Annotated in this window: 15 protein-coding genes; 8 read left to right on the top strand and 7 right to left on the bottom strand. The window is 73.4% G+C overall.

Going from position 1 to position 18,798, the window contains the following annotated elements; translation table 11 throughout:
* Window positions 1-131: 131 nt before the first annotated feature.
* Together ADK64_RS16000 and ADK64_RS15995 are read right to left on the bottom strand one after the other, a co-directional pair.
* Window positions 132-626 carry an FBP domain-containing protein gene (locus ADK64_RS16000; RefSeq protein ID WP_053659406.1) on the bottom strand — a complete coding sequence of 165 codons (495 nt, stop codon included), beginning with the start codon at window positions 624-626 and terminating at the stop codon, window positions 132-134.
* Between the two features lie 326 nt (window positions 627-952).
* Entirely contained in the window at window positions 953-1,594 is a 642-nt protein-coding gene (locus tag ADK64_RS15995; RefSeq protein ID WP_053659405.1) for a PAS domain S-box protein, read from the bottom strand.
* Between the two features lie 270 nt (window positions 1,595-1,864).
* Between ADK64_RS15995 and ADK64_RS15990 the strand changes: the two genes are divergently transcribed.
* The 4 genes from ADK64_RS15990 to ADK64_RS15975 all read left to right on the top strand — a co-directional run bounded on the left by ADK64_RS15990 (window position 1,865) and on the right by ADK64_RS15975 (window position 8,117).
* Window positions 1,865-5,044, top strand: a complete 3,180-nt coding sequence (locus tag ADK64_RS15990; protein WP_053659403.1) for a cytochrome P450 — start codon at window positions 1,865-1,867, stop codon at window positions 5,042-5,044.
* A 257-nt stretch (window positions 5,045-5,301) separates the two neighbouring features.
* Window positions 5,302-5,748 (top strand): hypothetical protein, encoded by a 447-nt coding sequence (locus ADK64_RS48650; protein ID WP_053659401.1) that lies wholly within the window; start codon window positions 5,302-5,304, stop codon window positions 5,746-5,748.
* A gap of 75 nt (window positions 5,749-5,823) precedes the next feature.
* Complete coding sequence (locus ADK64_RS15980) at window positions 5,824-7,113, top strand: ROK family transcriptional regulator (RefSeq protein WP_053659399.1); 1,290 nt, start codon at window positions 5,824-5,826, stop codon at window positions 7,111-7,113.
* A 125-nt stretch (window positions 7,114-7,238) separates the two neighbouring features.
* Window positions 7,239-8,117, top strand: coding sequence for an alpha/beta fold hydrolase (locus ADK64_RS15975; RefSeq protein WP_053659398.1), 879 nt, complete (start codon window positions 7,239-7,241; stop codon window positions 8,115-8,117).
* Window positions 8,118-8,250: 133 nt separating this feature from the next.
* Here the strand turns inward: ADK64_RS15975 and ADK64_RS15970 are convergent, their stop codons facing one another.
* The gene (locus ADK64_RS15970) at window positions 8,251-9,318 is read right to left on the bottom strand and encodes a PHP domain-containing protein (protein ID WP_053659396.1); all 1,068 of its coding nucleotides are present in this window, start codon (window positions 9,316-9,318) and stop codon (window positions 8,251-8,253) included.
* A 65-nt stretch (window positions 9,319-9,383) separates the two neighbouring features.
* Here ADK64_RS15970 and ADK64_RS15965 point away from each other — a divergent pair, with 65 nt between their 5' ends.
* On the top strand, window positions 9,384-9,629 hold the full coding sequence (locus ADK64_RS15965; RefSeq protein ID WP_053659394.1) for a hypothetical protein: 246 nt from the start codon (window positions 9,384-9,386) through the stop codon (window positions 9,627-9,629).
* Between the two features lie 12 nt (window positions 9,630-9,641).
* On the opposite strand, the gene ADK64_RS15960 is transcribed toward ADK64_RS15965, so the two are convergent.
* Window positions 9,642-10,877: an RICIN domain-containing protein gene (locus tag ADK64_RS15960; RefSeq protein ID WP_053659393.1), complete on the bottom strand. Its 1,236-nt coding sequence runs from the start codon at window positions 10,875-10,877 to the stop codon at window positions 9,642-9,644.
* 258 nt (window positions 10,878-11,135) lie between these two features.
* On the opposite strand from ADK64_RS15960, the gene ADK64_RS15955 reads away from it, so the two are divergent.
* A complete protein-coding gene (locus tag ADK64_RS15955) occupies window positions 11,136-13,547 on the top strand; it encodes an ArnT family glycosyltransferase (protein WP_053659391.1) in 2,412 nt (803 codons plus the stop codon).
* 42 nt (window positions 13,548-13,589) lie between these two features.
* Window positions 13,590-14,528, top strand: coding sequence for a ribose-phosphate diphosphokinase (locus tag ADK64_RS15950; protein WP_053659388.1), 939 nt, complete (start codon window positions 13,590-13,592; stop codon window positions 14,526-14,528).
* Between the two features lie 109 nt (window positions 14,529-14,637).
* On the opposite strand, the gene ADK64_RS15945 is transcribed toward ADK64_RS15950, so the two are convergent.
* Together ADK64_RS15945 and ADK64_RS15940 are read right to left on the bottom strand one after the other, a co-directional pair.
* On the bottom strand, window positions 14,638-15,018 hold the full coding sequence (locus ADK64_RS15945) for an anti-sigma factor antagonist (RefSeq protein WP_078992683.1): 381 nt from the start codon (window positions 15,016-15,018) through the stop codon (window positions 14,638-14,640).
* 143 nt (window positions 15,019-15,161) lie between these two features.
* Complete coding sequence (locus ADK64_RS15940; RefSeq protein WP_199829628.1) at window positions 15,162-16,112, bottom strand: NADP-dependent oxidoreductase; 951 nt, start codon at window positions 16,110-16,112, stop codon at window positions 15,162-15,164.
* 71 nt (window positions 16,113-16,183) lie between these two features.
* On the opposite strand from ADK64_RS15940, the gene ADK64_RS15935 reads away from it, so the two are divergent.
* Complete coding sequence (locus ADK64_RS15935) at window positions 16,184-17,152, top strand: GlxA family transcriptional regulator (protein ID WP_053659382.1); 969 nt, start codon at window positions 16,184-16,186, stop codon at window positions 17,150-17,152.
* Window positions 17,153-17,162: 10 nt separating this feature from the next.
* Here ADK64_RS15935 and ADK64_RS15930 read toward each other — a convergent pair whose 3' ends face one another.
* Window positions 17,163-18,788, bottom strand: coding sequence for an amidohydrolase (locus ADK64_RS15930; protein ID WP_053659380.1), 1,626 nt, complete (start codon window positions 18,786-18,788; stop codon window positions 17,163-17,165).
* Between the last annotated feature and the right edge of the window lie 10 nt (window positions 18,789-18,798).

Below are 18,798 nucleotides of genomic sequence, written 5' to 3'. Positions count from 1 at the left end.
CGGCCGGTGCCGCCGCATCACCTTGCCGCTACGCAGAGTCGGCCGCGGTGCCGGTCCGGCAGGGGGTCGCGCCCCCGGCGGCCTCGGCCCGGCCGAGGCAGCGAGTGAACGGCGTGGTCGGACACGGGTCGTCAGACGTACAGCTTGTCGAGGAACGCGTGCAGGTTGCCCGTGGCGCGGGCGATCTGTTCCTCCGACGTCAGACTCTCCTCGATCCGGATCCCGGACTCCGGGATCTTCCGGCCCCGCAGGTACAGCGAACACGCCAGGTCGGTGCACATGTACAGGCCGACCGAGTTGCCCTCGCGGCCCGCCGGACCCGCCTTCCGCGCGGTCATCAAGGTCACCCCGCCACCGGGATGCGTGGTCAGGCACACCGAGCACATGCTGCGGTGCAGGAAGCCGCGTTGCGAAGTCTGGAAGCGCAGGGTGACACCCACGAGCCGGTCGTCCCGTTCGGTGACCAGATAGCTGCGGTCCGGTGCGCCCGGATCCCGCCAGCCGAGGAAGTCCAGGTGCTCCCAGGGGCGTTCGTCCAGATCCCGCGGCACCGCCAGCCGCTTGGCCTCTCCCTTGGAGCAGTTGACGAAGGAGTCGCGGATGTCCTGCTCGGTGAGTGATCTCATGACGGGGCCTTCTTTCGCGTGCGTGGATCCGTCGCCACAACCTAGGAGGTCTAGGTTCGCCGCTAGCTTATGTAGCCAGTGGAGGAAGGGCCAATGGATTTCCGGCAGGGTCTGCCGCCGCACCCGGCGGGCGGCGGACCTGTCGCCGCCGGAGTCTTCGACCCGTCGCTCGACCCACGTCCGCGCATCACCGTGAACCTCCACCCGGACCGGGTCCCGGCCGGGCCGCTGATCCTGGCGGCGCGGGCCCGGGGCGGCGCGTACCGCTCGCAGTACGTCGCCATGCCCGTTGGCGGCCCGAGTTTTCCGGCGGGCCCGGGTACGTACTACTCCGCCCCTCGGGTCCTGGCCCGCGGAGGCCACGCGCCGGGGGTGAGGACGCCCAAGGCGTAGGCCCGGGCGACCAGTTCGGTGCGGTTCGCGGCGTCCCAGCGGGCCGACAGGCGGCGTAGGTGGTACGTGACGCCGTCCTTGCTGAGGCCCAGTTCGCGGGCGGCGGTGGCCGTGTCGGCGCCGCTCGCCAGCAGGGCCAGCACCCGGCCCTCCATCGCGGTGACCACGGCCGGCTCCGGCTCCGGTGGCCCGCACTCGCCCCGCACCTGCAACATCACCAGCAGGGTCGGTGTCGCGTCCACGCTGTCGCTGACCGGATCCGCCGTCAGCTCCCCGAACCGCTCCACCCCGTCGGGCGCGCGCCAGCGCACCGACACCTGGTAACGCGAGCGGTGCCGCAGCCGCAGCGCCTCGGCGATCCGCTCCACCTGTCCGGCCTCCTGCGGGCGGAACAGCTCCAGCACATCCCGGCCGCGCAGCCGCCCCGGCGTCGTACCGCACTCGGCGGCCATCGCGGGATTCGCCAGCACCACCTGGCCGTACACGTCGCACACCGCGACCGGCACCGACACCCGGTCGAACAGCGTCAGGGCGCGGTTGCGCCACACGACCCCGTCGGACCGCCCCGCGTCCACGCCTGCCTCCCGACATACCGAGCGTCCGAGCCCACCCGAGCCCGTCTCGGTTCATCCAAGACGACGACCGGGGCCTGTGCCAAACCGAGTACCGGCCGGCGGCGGGCCGTCGAGTGCCGGACGCGTGGCCGGCGCAAGCCCCGTAACCAAGTTTTGACTGCGCGATCGTGTAGTGCCGTGGACCGGGCCCGCGCCCCTGGTCGCCCACCCTGGAACTCAGTACTCCGTTACCCCGAGTACACCGTTACCGCGAAAGGCAGTTGTCGCGCCATGCCCCGCCCCGCACCGCACCCCGACCCGGCCGGCACCCTGACCGGCGTCCCCGTCGTCGACATCACCGCCACCGGTCCCGGCCGCACCCCCATCCAGCAGGTCATGGAGCTGATGCGCACCCACGGCCCGGTGCTCGTGCGCCGGCTGCACGGCCGGGAGGCGATGTTCGTCGCCGACGCCGACCTGGTCGCGGACCTCGCCGACGAGGACCGCTTCGCCAAGCACATCGGGCCCGCGCTGGAGAACGTGCGCTCCTTCGCCGCCGACGGCCTGTTCACCGCCTACAACGACGAGCCCAACTGGGCCAAGGCGCACGACATCCTGATGCCCGCCTTCGCGCTCGGCTCGATGCGCACCTACCACCCGGTCATGCTCAAGGTGGCCCGCCGGCTCATCACCTCCTGGGACCGCGCGGCCCGGGACGGACGGGCGGTGAACGTGCCCGACGACATGACCCGGATGACCCTCGACACCATCGGGCTCGCCGGGTTCGACTACGACTTCGGCTCCTTCGAGCGCAGCGAGCCGCATCCGTTCGTGGAGTCGATGGTCCGCTGCCTGGAGTGGAGCATGAACCAGCTGGCCCGCACCCCGGGCCAGGACCACTCCGCCGCCGACGCGGCCTTCCGGGCCGATGCCGACTACCTCGCCCAGGTCGTGGACGACGTCATCGCCTCCCGTTCCGGCACCGACCAGAGCGGCGCCGAGGACCTGCTCGGGCTGATGCTCAGTGCCCAGCACCCCGCCGACGGCACCACCCTGGACGCGGCCAACATCCGCAACCAGGTCATCACCTTCCTGATCGCCGGCCACGAGACGACCTCCGGCGCGATGTCCTTCGCCCTGTACTACCTCGCCAAGCACCCGGCCGTGCTCCGGCTGGTGCAGCGCGAGGCCGACGCGCTGTGGGGCGACGACGCCGACCCGGAGCCGACGTACGACGAGATCGGCCGGCTCACCTACACCCGGCAGGTCCTCAACGAGGCCCTGCGGCTGTGGCCGACGGCCGCCGCCTTCAGCCGGCACGCCCGCGAGGACACCCTGCTCGGCGGCCGGATCCCGCTGACGGCCGGGCAGTCCGTCACCGTGCTCGCCCCGATGCTGCACCGGCAGCCGGTGTGGGGCGACAACCCGGAGCACTTCGACCCCGAGCGGTTCACCGCCGAGGCGGAGGCGGGCCGCCCGGTGCACGCCTTCAAGCCCTTCGGTACCGGTGAACGCGCCTGCATCGGGCGGCAGTTCGCGCTGCACGAGGCCACCATGCTGCTCGCCATGCTGGTCCACCGCTACCGGCTGCACGACCACGCCGACTACCGTCTCCACGTCAAGGAGACCCTCACCCTCAAGCCCGAGGGTTTCACCCTCACGCTCACCCCGCGCACCGACGCCGACCGCGTCCACGCCCCGCTGCCGGGCTCCGCCCGCCCGCAGGAGGACGGTGTCCCGGCCCCGGACGGCCTCCCGGCCCGCGTCCGGCCCGGCACCGGCGCCCTGTTCCTGCACGGCAGCAACTACGGCACCTGCCGGGCCTTCGCCGCCCAGCTCGCCGACGAGGCCGCCGCCGTGGGCTGCGCCACCGAGGTCGCCGCCCTCGACGCGTACGCCGACGGGCTGCCCGCCGACCGGCCCGTCGTCGTCACCGCCGCCTCCTACAACGGCCGCCCCACCGACGACGCCGGTGCCTTCACCGCCTGGCTGGAGGGCGCACCCGACCTGACCGGGGTGACCTACGCCGTCCTCGGCGTCGGCGACCGCAACTGGGCCGCCACCTACCAGCAGGTCCCCACCCGCGTCGACGCCCGGCTCGCCGAACTCGGCGCCACCCGGCTGACCGACCGGGCCGCCGCCGACGCCTCCGGCGATCTCACCGGCACCGTCCGGGAGTTCACCGCCCGCCTGCGCACCGCCCTGCTGACCGAGTACGGCGACCCGGACGCCACCCACCGGGCGGCGGACGAACCCGACCACGCCTACGAGGTACGTACCCTGGCCGGGGGACCGCTGGACGCCCTCGCCGAGCGGCACGCACTGGTCCCGATGACGGTGACCGAGGCGTACGACCTCACCGCGCCGCGGTATCCGCGCGCGAAGCGGCTCGTGCGCATCGCCCTGCCCGAGGGCGTCACGTACCGCACCGCCGACCATCTGACCGTGCTGCCCGCCCAGGACCCGGAGCTGGTGGACCGCGCCGTCAACGCGTTCGGCCTCGACCCCCACGCCGTGCTGGACATCAGGGCCACCCGCCCGCGCCGCGACGGCCTCGCCGTGGACCGGCCGCTGACGGTACGTCAACTTCTGTCACACCACGTCGAGTTGCAGGAGCGGCCGACCGCCCGGCAGCGGGCCCTGCTGGCCGAGGCCAACCCCTGCCCGCCCGAGCGTGCCGCCCTCGCCGCCCTGGGCGACGACGATCCGCGCACCCTGGTGGAGCTGGCCGAGGACCACCCCGCCCTGCGCGGAGCCCTCGACTGGCCGCTGCTGCTGGACCTGCTGACCCCGCTCAAGCCCCGCCACTACTCCGTCTCCTCCTCGCCGGCCGTCGACGCGGGCCATGTGGACCTCATGGTCTCCGTGCTCGACGCCCCCGCCCGCTCCGGCCGCGGCCGCTACCGGGGCACCGGCTCCGGCCACCTCGCCGCCCTGAAGCCCGGCGACACCGTGTTCGCCCGCGTCCAGCCCTGCCGCGAGGTCTTCCGGATCGACGGCTCGGCGCCGGTCGTGATGATCGCGGCCGGCACCGGACTCGCCCCGTTCCGCGGCGCCGTCGCCGACCGGGCGACGGCCCTCGCCACGGGTGTCGAACTCCCGCCTGCGCTGCTGTACTTCGGCTGCGACGCCCCCGACGCCGACTTCCTGCACGCCGAGGAGCTGCGGGCCGCCGAGACCGCCGGCGCCGTCTCGCTGCGCCCGGCGTTCAGCGCCGCCCCCGAGGACGGCGCCGCCTTCGTGCAGCACCGTATCGCCGCGGAGGCCGACGAGGTCTGGGACCTGCTGACCGCCGGCGCCCGGGTGTACGTCTGCGGCGACGGTTCCCGGATGGCACCCGGTGTCCGCGAGGCGTTCCGTACCCTGTACCGGGAACGCTCCCCCGGCGCCGACGGGGCGGCGGCCGAAAGCTGGCTGAACTCGCTGGTGGCGGACGGGCGTTACGTCGAGGACGTGTACGCGGCCGGCTGAGTCGCGGGGGAGGGGCGCGGTGGGGGCCTGCGGACAACGGGCCCGGCGCAGCCTGGCGGCGGCGGCCCCGCCGCCCGCCCGGCCGCCCGGGGTGCGCCCGCTCGGCGGCGGCACCTACAGCACCGTCGACGATCCGCGGCTCACCGACGCAGGCCGCTCTGTCCTGAAGACCGCGCCGACCGCGCCGGGGCCGGGCTACGAGTCCCGGCTCCTCCTCGCCGCGGGGACGGAGTTCTGCCGCACCGCCGCCGAGGCCGGTGTCCCCGCGCCGTGCACCGTCACCGGTCCCGCGCCCGGTCCACTTCGGCCTGCGGCAGGGCGGCATCCTGGTCCACCGCACGCCCGACGGCCCCCGCATCGGCGCGCTCATCGACGGCGCGCGCGTGTTCCGGGGCGGTTCCGTCGCCGACTCCGGCTCCCCGGTCCTGCGGGACGACGTCGAGCAGGACCGGGACTTCCTCGCCGGCTGCCGGGAGGCCGACGGCCGGGTCGTCTTCGCCCGCTCGGAGCGCATCCGGCTCGCCCCGTACCGTGCCTGTCCCTACCTGATCGTGCTGATCGGCACGGTTCCGCGGCAGGCCGGGGAGGTGCGGCGCGCCGAGTGCGCGAGACGGTGGCGCCGGAACTCGTCGCGGCGCTGGACGGGATCTCACGGCTCACGTGCGCCCCAGCGGGCCCTCCTCTTAGCTCACAGCGTGAACTAAGGGTGGCGGAAAGTCGCGTTCCAGCTGCCCGAAGGGGTATGTTGCAGGTCGGGCAGGGTTCGTGAAGGGAGCCGCATGGCGGGGCGGAACGGGCGCACGGTACGCGACCTCAGGCGGGGCAACCGCACGGCCGTGCTGCAGAAGCTGTACTTCGACGGTCCCCTGAGCCGGTTCGAACTGGGCCCGGCGACGGGCCTCAGCTCCGGCTCGGTCAGCAACGTGGTCGCCGACCTGATCGCCGACGGCCTGGTCGAGGAGGCCGGCAGCGTCGACTCCGACGGCGGCCGGCCGCGCACCCTCATGCGCGTCCGTCCGCACAGCGGACAGATGATCGGCGTCGACGTCGGCGAAACCCGCGTCCGCGTCGAGCTGTTCGACCTCGCGCTGACCGAACTCGCGCGCACCGAACGCCCGTTGAACCCGCAGTGCTACGACGTGGACGTGATCACCGGCCATATCCGCGACGGTGTCGCCGAGGTCCTCGGCGCCGAACAGGCCGCGCCCGAGCTGCTGCTGGGCGTCGGTGTCGGCGTCCCCGGCATCGTCGAGCACACCCCGGACCGGGGCGCCGTCGTCCACGGGCAGACCATCGGCTGGGACGCCGTCCCGCTGGAGCGGTTGCTGCGCGCGGACTCCCCGCTCCCCGACGAGGTCCCGTACTTCATCGACAACGGCGCCAAGACCCTGGGGCAGGCCGAGATGTGGTTCGGCGCGGGCCGCGGCGCTCGCAACGCCGTCGTGGTGCTCTTCGGCTCGGGCGTCGGTGCCTGCCTGGTCACCCCCGAGGCGGAGCACGGGCGGGCCGTCGAGTGGGGGCATCTGACCGTGCGGGTGCGCGGGCGCCGCTGCCGGTGCGGGGCCCCCGGCTGCCTGGAGGCCTACGCGGGCGCCGAGTCGCTGCTCGCCCGCTGGCGCGAGGAGGGCGGGCGGCCGCCCGAGGGCACCGACGAGGAGACCCGGCTCACCGCGATGCTCGCCGCCGCCTATCCGCCCGAGGGCACCACGCCCGACCCGGTGGCGCTGGCCGTCCTGGAGGAGACCGCCGAGTATCTCGGCGCGGGCCTGTCCGACCTGATCAACCTCTTCCAGCCCGAGCGGATCATCGTGGGCGGCTGGGCCGGGCTCCAGCTCGGCACCCGCTTCCTGCCCGCCGTACGCCGCCACGCGACGACGTACGCGCTGCGCCATCCGGCCGACGAGGTCACCATCGACCTCGGCCGGCTCGGCCCCGACGCCGTCACCGTGGGCGCCGCGATCCTGCCGCTGGCCGACTTCTTCGCCCGCGGCGGCCGGCGCCCCGAACCGGTCGCCGAGGACCGGCTGCCGCCCTGGCGCGCCGCCCTGCGTGAACGCGCCCCGCGCTGAGCGGCCGACCGCGCCGGCCATGACGTCGCAGGTAATCGACCCGTGCGCGGGATCCGGGGAGCATCGGTGATGTCAGCGCGACCGAGCAGGGTCGCACCTGGTCCGGACAGCCGAGGAGGCACCCCATGCCGTACTTCGACAGCCCCGTCGACGGTACCCGACTGCACTACATCGACCACGGCCCCGCGACCGGCCCCGTCGCCGTCTTCGTCGCGAGCGCCTATCTCGGCCACGAGATGTGGGAGTACCAGACGCTGCCGCTCGCCGAGGCCGGATTCCGCTGCGTGGCGCTGGACCGGCGGGGCCACGGACGTTCCGAGGACACCTGGTCCGGCTACGACCTGGACACCCTCGCCGACGATCTCCACGGCCTGCTCGACCACCTCGACCTGCGCGGGGTCACCCTCGTGGGGCACTCCGTCGGCACCGCCGAAGTGATCCGCTGCCTGACCCGGCACGGCAGCGCACGCGTGGACCGCGCCGTCCTCGTCGCCGGGGTCAGTCCCGGGATCGTCCGCTCGCCGAACCTCCCGGAGGGCATCGACGAGGCGGCCGTCCGCGCCGACGAGGAGCTGTTCCGGCGCGACCGGGCGGCCTATTACACCCTTCTCGCCGACGACTTCTTCGCCGTCCAGTTCCCCGCCAACGACGTCTCCCCGGCCTACGTCCGCCATCTGATCGACCGCTGCCTGGTCGCCGAGCCGCGCGCCGCCACCGGGGTCCGGGCGGTCGTCGCGAGCCTGGACGTCGCCGACGAGCTGCCCGGCCTCGACCTGCCGGTGCTGGTCGTGCACGGCACGCACGACACCTCCGCACCCCTGGCACTCACCGGTGAGCGCGTGGCCCGGCTGGTGCCGGACGCAACCCTGAAGGTGTACGAGAACGCCGGCCACGGACTGTTCGCGACCCACGGGGAACGGCTCACGGCCGACCTGCGGGAATTCCTGGAGGCCGGGGCCGTGCGGACGGCCGAGCCGGCCGGAGCGGGCGCGGCCGCGCGGTGAGCCGGGCGAAAGCCCCGGCCGTGACGGGGGAATCACGACCGGGGCGGTCAGAGGGTGGGGGCCCGCGGCCGCATCCACGATTGGTTCAACGGGCAACTACTCGGTGGTGTTCCGTCACTGTACGTGACCTGTGTCACCCGCCGGTTCCCCGCTGGACGGGTCGGTAACCCGGCACCCGCGCCGGCACGCGGCCCTCATGGGTCCAGGCCAGCAGCTCGTCGGCGGACCAGGTCGTCACCACCCGCTCGGCGGGCACGCCGCACTCCTCGGCCCGGGCGCAGCCGAGGATCTGCCAGTCCAGCTGGCCCGGTGCGTGCGCGTCGGTGTCGACCGAGAACAGCACCTGCGCGGCCACCGCCTTGCGCAGCAGCCGCCGGGGCGGGTCCAGCCGCTCGGGACGGCTGTTGATCTCCACGGCCGTACCGGACTCGGCGCAGGCGGCGAACACCGCGTCCGCGTCGAACTCCGACTCCGGCCGCCCGCGTCCCGTCACCAACCGGCCCGTGCAGTGCCCGAGGACGTCGGCGTGCGGATCGCGGACGGCGGCCACCATCCGCCGGGTCATCGAGCGGGCGTCCATGCGCAGCTTGGAGTGCACGGACACCACGACCACGTCCAGCCGCTCCAGCAGTTCCGGCTCCTGGTCCAGCGAGCCGTCCTCCAGGATGTCGCACTCGATGCCGGTGAGCAGCCGGAACGGGGCCCAGCGCTCGTTCAGCCCGGCCACCGCCGCCAGCTGCTCGCGCAGCCGCTCCGGCGACAGACCGCGGGCCACGGTCAGCCGAGGGGAGTGGTCGGTCAGGGCGGTCCACTGGTGCCCGAGCGCGGCCGCGGCCCGTCCCATCTCCTCGATCGGACTGCCTCCGTCGGACCAGTCCGAGTGGGTGTGGCAGTCCCCCCGGATCAGCGCCCGCAGCCCGGCCCCGGCGTCCGGGTCGAGCGCGATCCCGCTCTCCTCCTCCAGCCCGCGCAGATAACCGGGCACCTCACCGGCCAGCGCCTCCCGCACCACCTGCGCGGTCTTCGGCCCGACCCCCTTCACCGCCTGCAGCGTCCCCGCCGCCGCCCGCTCGGCGACCTCGCCCCGGGGCAGCGCGGCCAGCGTCCGGGCGGCGGTACGGAAGGCTCGCACCCGGTAGGCGGGCGCGAGCGACCGCTCCAGCAGGAAGGCGATCCGGTCGAGGGCGGCGACGGGATCCATGTACCCAGGTTGGACCAGGGGAGCGCGAGGGGCGCGGGGAACGGCACGGTCCTAGGCTCTATTGCATGACCGAACAATCGGCTCCCTACATCTCCCATCCGCGGGTCCTGGTGCTCGGGGTGTGCCCGGGCAGGCCCGGGCACCCGCCCTTCCGGATCATGGAGATCGACGGACAGGTGATCGGTGAGGTCAGGGCCGTCACCGACGTACTGGAGATCGCCGCCTCGTACGGCATCGTCATCCACGACCTGGACGACCCCGACATGGTCCGCTGGGTCGGCGGGGACAAGTACACCTGGACGCCGCGCTGAGCCCGGCGCGGCTCAGCCGACCGTCCACTTCTGGTTCGCCCCGCCCGAGCACGTCCAGATCTGCAGGCGCGTGCCGTCGGCCGCGTCGTTCCCGGTGACGTCGAGGCACTTGTCCGCCTGCGGGTTGACGATGTCGTGCGCCCCGGTGACGGTCCACTTCTGGTTCGGGCCGCCGGTGCAGTCCCACAGCTGGACGGTCGAGCCGTCCGCCGTGCCGTTGCCCGTGACGTCCAGGCACTTGCCGAGCGCCCGGATCGTGCCGTCCGAGCCGACCGTCCACTGCTGCGCGGCCGTGCCGTTGCAGGCGTAGAGCTGGACCGGGGTGCCGTTCGCCGGGTTCGCGCCCGCGACGTCCGCGCACTTGCCGGCCAGGCCCCGGATCGGGAGCCCGGCCGCGCTGTCGCTCGTCGTCACCGACACCGAGTCCACCACCAGCTGCTGCGGGAACTGGGTGGAGCCGTCCGGGTCGCCGGGCCAGTAGCCGCCGACCGCCAGGTTCAGGATCAGGAAGAACGGCTTGTTGTCGAACACCCAGGTCTTCCCGCCCAGATCGGCGGGCGTCCGGCGCTCGTAGACGGTCCCGTCCACCGACCAGGTGATCGAGCCGGGCGCCCAGTCCACGGCGAAGGTGTGGAAGGAGTCCGCGAAGGCCTGCCCGTTCGCCAGGGTGTAGGCCGCGCCTATGCCGCCGGAGCCGGAGTAGCCGGGGCCGTGGATGGTGCCGTGCACGGTCGAGGGCTCGAACCCGACGTTCTCCATCACGTCGATCTCGCCCGAGTCCGGCCAGTTGACCGGGGTGCCGAGCATCCAGAAGGCCGGCCACATGCCCTGTCCGCGCGGGATCTTCATCCGCGCCTCGACGTGCCCGTACTGGGCGTTGAACTTCCCGGCCGTGTTCAGCCGGGCCGAGGTGTACTGGCAGGTGCCGTACCAGCACTGGTATCCGGCCGGGTTCTCCTTCCGGGCCGTGATCACCAGATGGCCCTGGCCGTCCAGGGCCGCGTTGTCCGTCCCCGACGTGTAGTACTCCCGCTCGTGGTTGTTGACGTTGTCGCCGGTCTCCGTCGTCCACTTCGAGGGGTCGACCGGGGAGCCCGCGGGCCCGTCGAAGGTGTCCGAGAAGGTGGTGACGGCCGCTGCCGCCGGAGCGGCGTCCCGGGCGTGCGCCGGACCGACGGCGGCGGAGCCCACCAGGGCGGCGGACAGGGCGGCGAGGAGGCATCTGCGGAGCAGGCGTGGGGAGGCCATGACTCTCCGTTCGACGTGGGGGGTGTGCGACGCCTCTTGATTCAAGGCGTGAGATAAGGAGGCGTCAACACCCCGGTACGGACCTGTTTCTGACGACCCGTCAGCTATGCATCGGTCACGCAACGGGTAAGGGATTCACTTGACCGGCGTAATTGCGATGTTATGCGGTTAAAGAATTACCCTGGGAGCGGTGAGAGTTTCCTTGAAAGGGGGCTCTACCGGCGTTGTGGGCGTGTCGCGTGCCGAAGACTGCTGCGCATGGCTACGAACGTCCTCGACGCAACCGCCCCCACCGGTGCCGATCGTCGCCCGCCATGGCGATCACCCCAGGGCGAGCCTGCGTACGCCCGCCCTGCGCTGCTGGTCCTCGTGGTGCTGGCCGCCGCGCTCTTCACCTGGGGCATCGACCGCAGCGAATACCACACGTTCTACGCGAGTGCGGCCCGCAGCATGACCACGAGCTGGAAGGCTTTCTTCTACGGCTCTTTCGATCCCGGAAATTCCATCACTCTCGACAAATTGCCGGGATTCCTGTGGCCGCAGGCGCTGTCCGCGCGGCTCTTCGGATTCCATCCGTGGTCGCTGACCCTGCCCCAGGTCCTGGAAGGCGTGGCGAGCCTGCTGGTGCTGTACCGACTGGTGCGCCGCTGGGCCGGGGTGCACGCGGGCCTGATCGCCGGCACGGCGTTCCTCGCGACCCCCGTCGCGGTCGGGCTGTTCCGCACCTCGGTCGAGGACCCCGCGTTCACGCTCTGCGTGCTGCTGGCCGCCGAGGCGACCCAGCGCGCCGCCCACGCCGGCCGGCTGCGACCGCTGGTCATGGCCGGCGTGTGGGTCGGCATCGGCTTCCAGGCCAAGATGCTGGAGGCGTGGGTGATCCTGCCCGCGCTCGCGCTGGTCTACCTGATCTCGGCACCGCTCACGCTGCGCCGGCGGCTGGCCCACATCGGCGTCTCCGCCGTGGTGATGACCGCCGTGTCGGCGTCGTGGATGCTCGCCGTGACCCTCACCCCGGCCAAGGACCGGCCCTATGTGGATGGCACCACCAACAACTCGGCGTTCAGCATGGTGGTCGGCTACAACTTCCTGACCCGCTTCTCCTCGCTCGGCATCAGCGCGGCCTCCACGGGCAGCGTCAGCGCGACCCAGGGCGGCGGAGGCGGCCACGGCGGCGCGGCACCGGCATCCGGTCGTACAGCCGGCCGGGCGGAGGGCATGGGCGCCGGGGGCGCGGGATCCCGGGGTGCGGGTGCGTTCGGCGGTGCCGGTGCGGTCGGCGCGGGCGGTGCGCGCAGTGCGCACGGCGCCGGGGCGGCCCGGGAGCCGCGGGGCGCGACGGCCGCCGGGGCCACGGCGGCCCGGGCGGGCGCCCGGTACCAGGCCGCCGGCGGGTTCGGCGGTGACCAGAACGGCTGGTCGAAGATGTTCGGTACGTCGCTGGCCTCCCAGACCGGCTGGTTCTACCCGATCGCCGCCATCGTCGCGGTGTGCGGACTGCTGTGGTGCCGGGGACGGCCGCGCACCGACCGGCAGCGCGCCGGGTACATCCTGTGGAGCACCTGGCTCGCCCTGTACTTCCTGGTCTTCAGCGCCGGCAGCGTCGCCGGGCACACGTACTACATGGGCGTGATCGCGGTGCCGCTCGCCGCGCTCACCGGCGCCGGGACCGTGCTGCTGTGGCGCGCCTACCGGGCCGGCGGGCCCCGCGCCTGGGTCCTGCCGGGCGCGGTGGCGGCGACGGCGGCCTGGGCCGCGTACCTCGCCGGCCAGTTCCCGTCGTTCGTGCCGTGGCTGCCGCCCGCCGTGGCCGTGCTCGGCCTCGCCGGCCTGGTGCTGCTCTTCCTCGCCCGGCCGGGACGGCCGCGCGCCGCCGGCCGGCTCGCGCTCGCCGGACTCGCCGCCTCCCTGGCGGCCCTGCTCATCGCGCCGAGCGCGTGGGCGGTGCAGGTCTTCACTCCCTCCTACCGCACCAACGTCATGGGCACGGTCGGCCCGTCCGGTCCGAGCCGTGGCCTCGGGACGGCGCACACCGGGTCCGGACGGTTCGGGCAGACGGCGTGGGCCGGCGGCGGGACGTTCGGGCGGGCGAGCCGCAGCGGCACCCGCGGCATGAGCCGGGGCGGGTCCGCCGGCGGCGGTGGATTCGGCGGCTCCGCCACGGGCGGCGCGCTGACCGCGGCCCAGCGCCGGCTGCTCGACTACACCCGCGCGCACCAGGGCTCCGCCGCATACGTGTTCGTCACCAGCGGCTGGAGCACGGCGGCGCCGTACATCCTGGCGACCGGCGCCCACGTCATGGCGCTCGGCGGCTTCAGCGGCCGGGTGCCGTTCCCGACCGAGGCCCAGTTCCAGCGGCTGGTCGCCACCGGCAAGGTGCGGTACGTGCTGCTGGGCGGCGGTCGCGGCTTCGGCGCCCAGCCCGTTGCCACCGGGGCGGCGGGCCACAGCGGGAGCAGGGCCGCAGGCGGCGGCAAGGCGGTCACCGGGCAGACGACCTCGGCGACGACGGCCACCGCGCAGGTCACCGGCTGGGTGCAGGCCACCTGCACCAAGGTCCCGGCCTCGGCCTACGGCGGCACGGACACCGCCGCCACGGTCGCGTCCCTGCCGGGGCGCTCCGGGGACACGGCGCCCGCACAGACGCTCTACCGGTGCGGACCGGGCCAGTAGCATGAGTCCGGCAGCCCGTGCCGATCATGCGAGGAGCGGATCGTGCGAGACATCGCCGTCTTCAGCGGCAGTGCCCATCCCGAGCTGGCCCGGGAGGTGTGCGCCCATCTCGGGGTGCCGCTCAGCCCGGCCCGGGTCAGCCGGTTCGCCAACGACTGCCTGGAGGTGCAGCTCCAGGCCAACTGCCGGGAACGGGACGTCTTCCTGATCCAGCCGCTGGTGCGGCCGGTGCAGGAGCACCTGGTGGAGCTGTTGCTGATGATCGACGCCGCCCGGGGCGCCTCGGCGGCCCGGATCACGGTCGTCATGCCGCACTACTCCTACGCCCGCTCCGACAAGAAGGACGCGCCGCGCATCTCGCTGGGTGGGCGCCTGGTCGCCGACCTGCTGGTGGCGGCCGGCGCCGGCCGGGTCCTCGCCATGACCCTGCACTCCCCACAGGTGCACGGCTTCTTCTCGGTGCCGGTGGACCATCTGCACGCGCTGCGCGAACTGGCCGCGCACTTCAGGCGGTACGACCTGAGCCACACCACGGTCGTCTCGCCGGACCTCGGCAACGCCAAGCAGGCCGCCGCCTTCGCCCGGCTGATCGGGGCGCAGGTGGCGGCCGGCGCCAAACAGCGCTACGCGGACGACCGGGTGAGCATCAGCTCCGTCATCGGCGACGTCACCGACCGGGACGTCATCGTGCTGGACGACGAGATCGCCAAGGGCAGCACCGTGCTCGAACTCCTCCACCGGCTCAGGGAGTCGGAGCCGCGCTCGGTCCGGGTGGCGTGCACGCACGGGGTGTTCGCGGCCGGCGCCCTCAAGCGGCTGAGCGAACAGCCGGACGTCCTGGAGATCGTCTGCACCAACACCGTGCCGGTGGCCGAACACACCGACAAACTCAGGGTGTTGTCCATCGCCCCCGCTCTGGCCGAGGCGGTGCGGCGCATTCACAACGGTGAGTCGGTGAGCGCCCTGTTCGAGCACGCGTAGGGTGCCTGGAAGGGAAGGAGTGCGCGGCACCCGGCGGCACCCACCCGACCTGGAGGGCCGGCAGCGGCGGAGCCGGATCGTCAAGTGGCCACCGGGTGCGGGCTGTTGATCACAGCGAGCCGGACGCGGCCTCGGGCCGGGCCAGGGCCGCGTCCAGACTCGGGTGCGCGGGCAGCAGCCGGGACAGCCCGGTGACCCTGAGGACCCGCAGGGTCAGCGGATGTGCGCACACCAGGTGCAGCTGCCCGCCGCCGCCCAGCACCCGGGTGCGGGCCCGGTGCAGCAGCCGTAGCCCCGAGCAGTCGAAGAACTCCACCGGCCGCAGGTCGATCACGACCCGGACGCCGGGACGGCCGGTGAACCGGTCCAGCAGCGGTCCGATCTCGGTCGCCGAGGCGAGATCGATCTCGCCCCGCAGCTCCAGCACCGTGTGCGCCCGGTGCTCGTACACGCGCAGGTGACGGTGGAACGGTGCACGCTCGTCCGGCACCACCGCTTCACCTCCCACCCGGGCCCGGCCGCCGGGTCAGTCCCCGACCGTCAAGCTACCCTCGATAGAAGGAATTTGAGCATGTTCGATTGACATATGTCATCGAGTTTGGCGCTTGTCGGTCGGAGACTTCGCGACGATCCTCAGTCGGCCAGCAGCACCAGCTTCCCCGTCGTCCGGCCGGTCTCGCCCAGCGCGTGCGCCTTCGCCGCGTCGGCCAGCGGGAACGTGCCGGCGATCGTCGCCTTCAGCTTTCCCGACTCCGCCAGCTCCGCGATCGCACGCATCCCTGACCGGTCGGCGTCCACCAGCATGGCCACGGCCCGTACGCCGAGCCGCTCGGCCTCGTCGAAGAACTCCGGGGAGCCCCCGGGCAGGATCGACACCACGACACCGCCCGGCCGCAGCATCCGCAGGGACGCGACGGAGGTGTCACCGCCGAGCGTGTCCAGGACCACGTCGACGTCCCGGACCGTCTCGGTGACGTCGGTCGTCCGGTAGTCGACCGGCTCGTCCACGCCGATCTCCCGCAGGAAGTCGTGCTTGCCCGCGCTCGCCGTCCCGATCACATACGCGCCGCGCGCCTTGGCGATCTGTACGGCCACGTGCCCGACCCCGCCGGCCGCCGCGTGGATCAGCACCCGCTGTCCCGGCCGGACGTCCGCGTGCTCGGTCAGCGCCTGCCAGGCGGTGAGGGACACCAGCGGCAGCGCGCCCGCCTGGACGTGGTCGATCGAGGCCGGCTTGTGCGTCAGGGCGCGGACCGGGGCGATCACGTACTCGGCGTGGGAGCCGGCGCCGTAGGGATAGGGCAACATGCCGAAGACCTCGTCCCCGGGCCGGAAGGCGGCCACGCCGATCCCGGTCTCGGCCACCTCGCCGGAGACGTCCCAGCCGAGGACGAACGGCGGCTCGCCCAGGAACAGTCCGCCGGAACGGTGCTTCCAGTCGGTGGGGTTGACCCCGGCGGCCCGCACCCGGACCAGCACCTGGTTGGGGCCCGGCACGGGCCGCTCCAGTTGTACTTCCTTCAGTACCTCGGGACCGCCGAGGATGTCCTGACTGATGGCTCGCATCGTGTTCACAGTGCTCATGGTCACCGAGCCTGCCGGGGTTCGCGCGGCTGGGAAATGGCAGAATGGCCAACCTTCGATAGAATCGTGCCATGTCCGATCTTCAGTTGCGCACCCGGCGCCCCGAGCGGGTGGTCGTCCTGGCCCTGGACGGCGTCTACCCCTTCGAGCTGGGCATTCCGAGCCGGATCTTCGGTGCCGCCGACGGCCACTACGAGGTGCTCACCTGTACGGTCGACGGCCGGCCGGTGCGCACCAACGCCGACTTCACGATCGGTGTCGAGCACGGCCCCGAGATCCTCGCGACGGCGGACACGGTGGTGGTCACCTCGATGCCGCCCGCGCACATCCCCGCCGAGCTGCCCGAGGAGGTCGCGGCGGCCCTCGCCCGCATCCGCCCGGACGCCCGGATCGTCTCGATCTGCACGGCCGCCTTCGTCCTCGCCCAGGCCGGTCTGCTCGACGGCCGCCGGGCGACCACGCACTGGCAGGTGGCCGAGGAGTTCCGCCGCCGCTTCCCGCGGGTGGACCTCGACCCGGACGTCCTCTTCGTCGCCGACGGCCGCATGCTCACCTCGGCCGGCGCCGCCTCCGGTGTCGACATCTGCCTGCACATCGTGCGCACCGACCACGGCGGCGAGCTGGCCAACTCCGTCGCCCGCCGCTGTGTCGTCCCGCCGTTCCGGGACGGCGGCCAGGCCCAGTACATCGAGCAGCCGGTCCCCGACAGCGGCGCGGCGAGCACGGCCGGGACCCGCCTGTGGGCCCTGGGGCGCCTCGACGAGCCGCTCACCCTGACCGACCTCGCCGGCCACGCCCGGATGAGCCTGCGGACCTTCGCCCGCCGGTTCCACGACGAGGTCGGCCTCAGCCCCGGCCGCTGGCTGATCCAGCAGCGCGTCGTCCGCGCCCGGCAGCTGCTGGAGTCCAGCGATCTGCCGGTGGACCGGATCGCCGCCGAGGTCGGCTTCGCCACCGGTGCCTCGCTGCGCCAGCACCTGCACGCGGCGATCGGGGTGTCCCCGCAGGCCTACCGCAGGACGTTCCAGCAGGCCCGCTGAGCCGGCGCGCTCACCGCGCCGCGTACACCCGCTGCCCGCCGACGTAGGTGAGCGCCACGGACGTGTCGGCCAGCGCCTCCGGCGGACCGGCGAACGGATCCCGGTCCAGCACCACCAGATCGGCGAGCGCCCCGACGGCCACCCGGCCGGTGTCGTCCAGATGGTTCACATATGCCGACCCGGCCGTGTACGCCGTCAGCGCGTCCGCCAGATCCAGCCGCTCCCCGGGCAGGAAGACCGGTCCGTCGCCCCCGGGCTCGACCCGGTTCACCGCGACATGGATCCCCTGGAGCGGATCGGGGCTGCTCACCGGCCAGTCGCTGCCCGCCGCGAGGCGCGCCCCGGAGCGCAGCAGGGCCCCGAACGGGTACTGCCGGGCGGCCCGTTCGGCGCCGAGGAACGGGATCGTCAGCTCGTCCATCTGCGGCTCGTGCGCGGCCCACAGCGGCTGGATGTTCGCGGTCGCGCCGAGCCGCGCGAACCGCGGCACGTCGTCCGGGTGCACGACCTGGAGGTGTGCGAGATGCGGCCGGGTGTCGCTCGGCCCGTTCGCGGCCCGCGCCGCCTCGACCGCGTCCAGCGCGTCACGTACGGCCCGGTCGCCCAGCGCGTGGAAGTGACACTGGAAGCCGAGCGCGTCCAGCTCGCTGACGTACTGGGGGAGCCGGGCCGGATCGATGAAGCTCTTGCCGCGATTGGCGGTGGCGCAGCCGCAGGTGTCGAGATAGGGGTCGAGCAGCGCGGCCGTACCGTTCTCGGCGACCCCGTCCAGCATCAGCTTCACCGAGCCCGCCCGGAACCGTCCCTCGCTCAACTCGCGTCGCTTCTCCACGAGTTCGGGGATCTGCTCGGCGCCGCGCTCCCGGTCCCACCACAGCGCGCCGCGCACCCGTGCGGTGAGCGTCCCCTCCTGGGCGGCCGTGCGGTACGCGACCGCCGGGTCGTCCATGCCGAGGAAGTCCCCGACCAGCGCGTCCTGCCAGGCGGTGATGCCGAGTGCGTGCAGATGCCGCTGCGCGTGCAGCAGCGCGGCCAGCCGGTCGGCCGCGGTGGCGGGCGGGGCCAGCCGGCCGACCAGCTGCATCGCGCCCTCCTGCAGGGTGCCGCTCGGTTCACCGGAGGCGTCCCGCTCGATCCGCCCGTCGGCCGGGTCGGGCGTGTCCCGGCGGATACCGGCCAGTTCCAGTGCCCGGCTGTTGACCCAGGCGCCGTGGTGGTCCCGGTTGGGCAGATACACCGGCCGGTCCGGTACGGCCGCGTCCAGCAGCTCCTTCGTCGGCGTTCCGCCCGCGAACGCCTCCATCGACCAGCCGCCGCCGAGGATCCACGTGCGGTCGGGATGCGCGTCCGCATAGGCGCGTACGGCGGCCACGGACTCCCCGGCCGTCTTCGCGCCGGTGAGATCGCACTGGCTCAGCTCCAGCCCGGCCGGCACCGGATGGACGTGCGCGTCCTGGAAGCCCGGCAGCAGCAGCCGCCCGGCGAGGTCCACCACCTCGGTGCGCGGCCCGGCGAGCTCGTGCAGCTCGGAGTGTCCGACGGCGGTGATCCGGTCACCCGTGACGGCCACGGCGGTCGCCGCCGTGCCCTTCGGGGTGAGGACGGGGCCGCCCGTGAAGAGGAGATCAGCGTGCATGATGCCTTTC

Source organism: Streptomyces sp. MMG1121 (genome assembly GCF_001280015.1).
Lineage (GTDB): Bacteria > Actinomycetota > Actinomycetes > Streptomycetales > Streptomycetaceae > Streptomyces.
Note: the sequence above shows the minus strand (reverse complement) of the source record. Positions and strands in the feature narration are given on the sequence as shown.

Coding starts and splice junctions, on each gene's coding strand:
- ADK64_RS15990 (WP_053659403.1), top strand. CDS start 1,865: ATGCCCCGCCCCGCACCGCACCCCGACCCGGCCGGCACCCTGACCGGC.
- ADK64_RS16000 (WP_053659406.1), bottom strand. CDS start 626: ATGAGATCACTCACCGAGCAGGACATCCGCGACTCCTTCGTCAACTGC.
- ADK64_RS15940 (WP_199829628.1), bottom strand. CDS start 16,112: ATGAGCACTGTGAACACGATGCGAGCCATCAGTCAGGACATCCTCGGC.
- ADK64_RS15935 (WP_053659382.1), top strand. CDS start 16,184: ATGTCCGATCTTCAGTTGCGCACCCGGCGCCCCGAGCGGGTGGTCGTC.
- ADK64_RS15955 (WP_053659391.1), top strand. CDS start 11,136: ATGGCTACGAACGTCCTCGACGCAACCGCCCCCACCGGTGCCGATCGT.
- ADK64_RS15930 (WP_053659380.1), bottom strand. CDS start 18,788: ATGCACGCTGATCTCCTCTTCACGGGCGGCCCCGTCCTCACCCCGAAG.
- ADK64_RS15980 (WP_053659399.1), top strand. CDS start 5,824: ATGGCGGGGCGGAACGGGCGCACGGTACGCGACCTCAGGCGGGGCAAC.
- ADK64_RS15975 (WP_053659398.1), top strand. CDS start 7,239: ATGCCGTACTTCGACAGCCCCGTCGACGGTACCCGACTGCACTACATC.
- ADK64_RS15970 (WP_053659396.1), bottom strand. CDS start 9,318: ATGGATCCCGTCGCCGCCCTCGACCGGATCGCCTTCCTGCTGGAGCGG.
- ADK64_RS15960 (WP_053659393.1), bottom strand. CDS start 10,877: ATGGCCTCCCCACGCCTGCTCCGCAGATGCCTCCTCGCCGCCCTGTCC.
- ADK64_RS15965 (WP_053659394.1), top strand. CDS start 9,384: ATGACCGAACAATCGGCTCCCTACATCTCCCATCCGCGGGTCCTGGTG.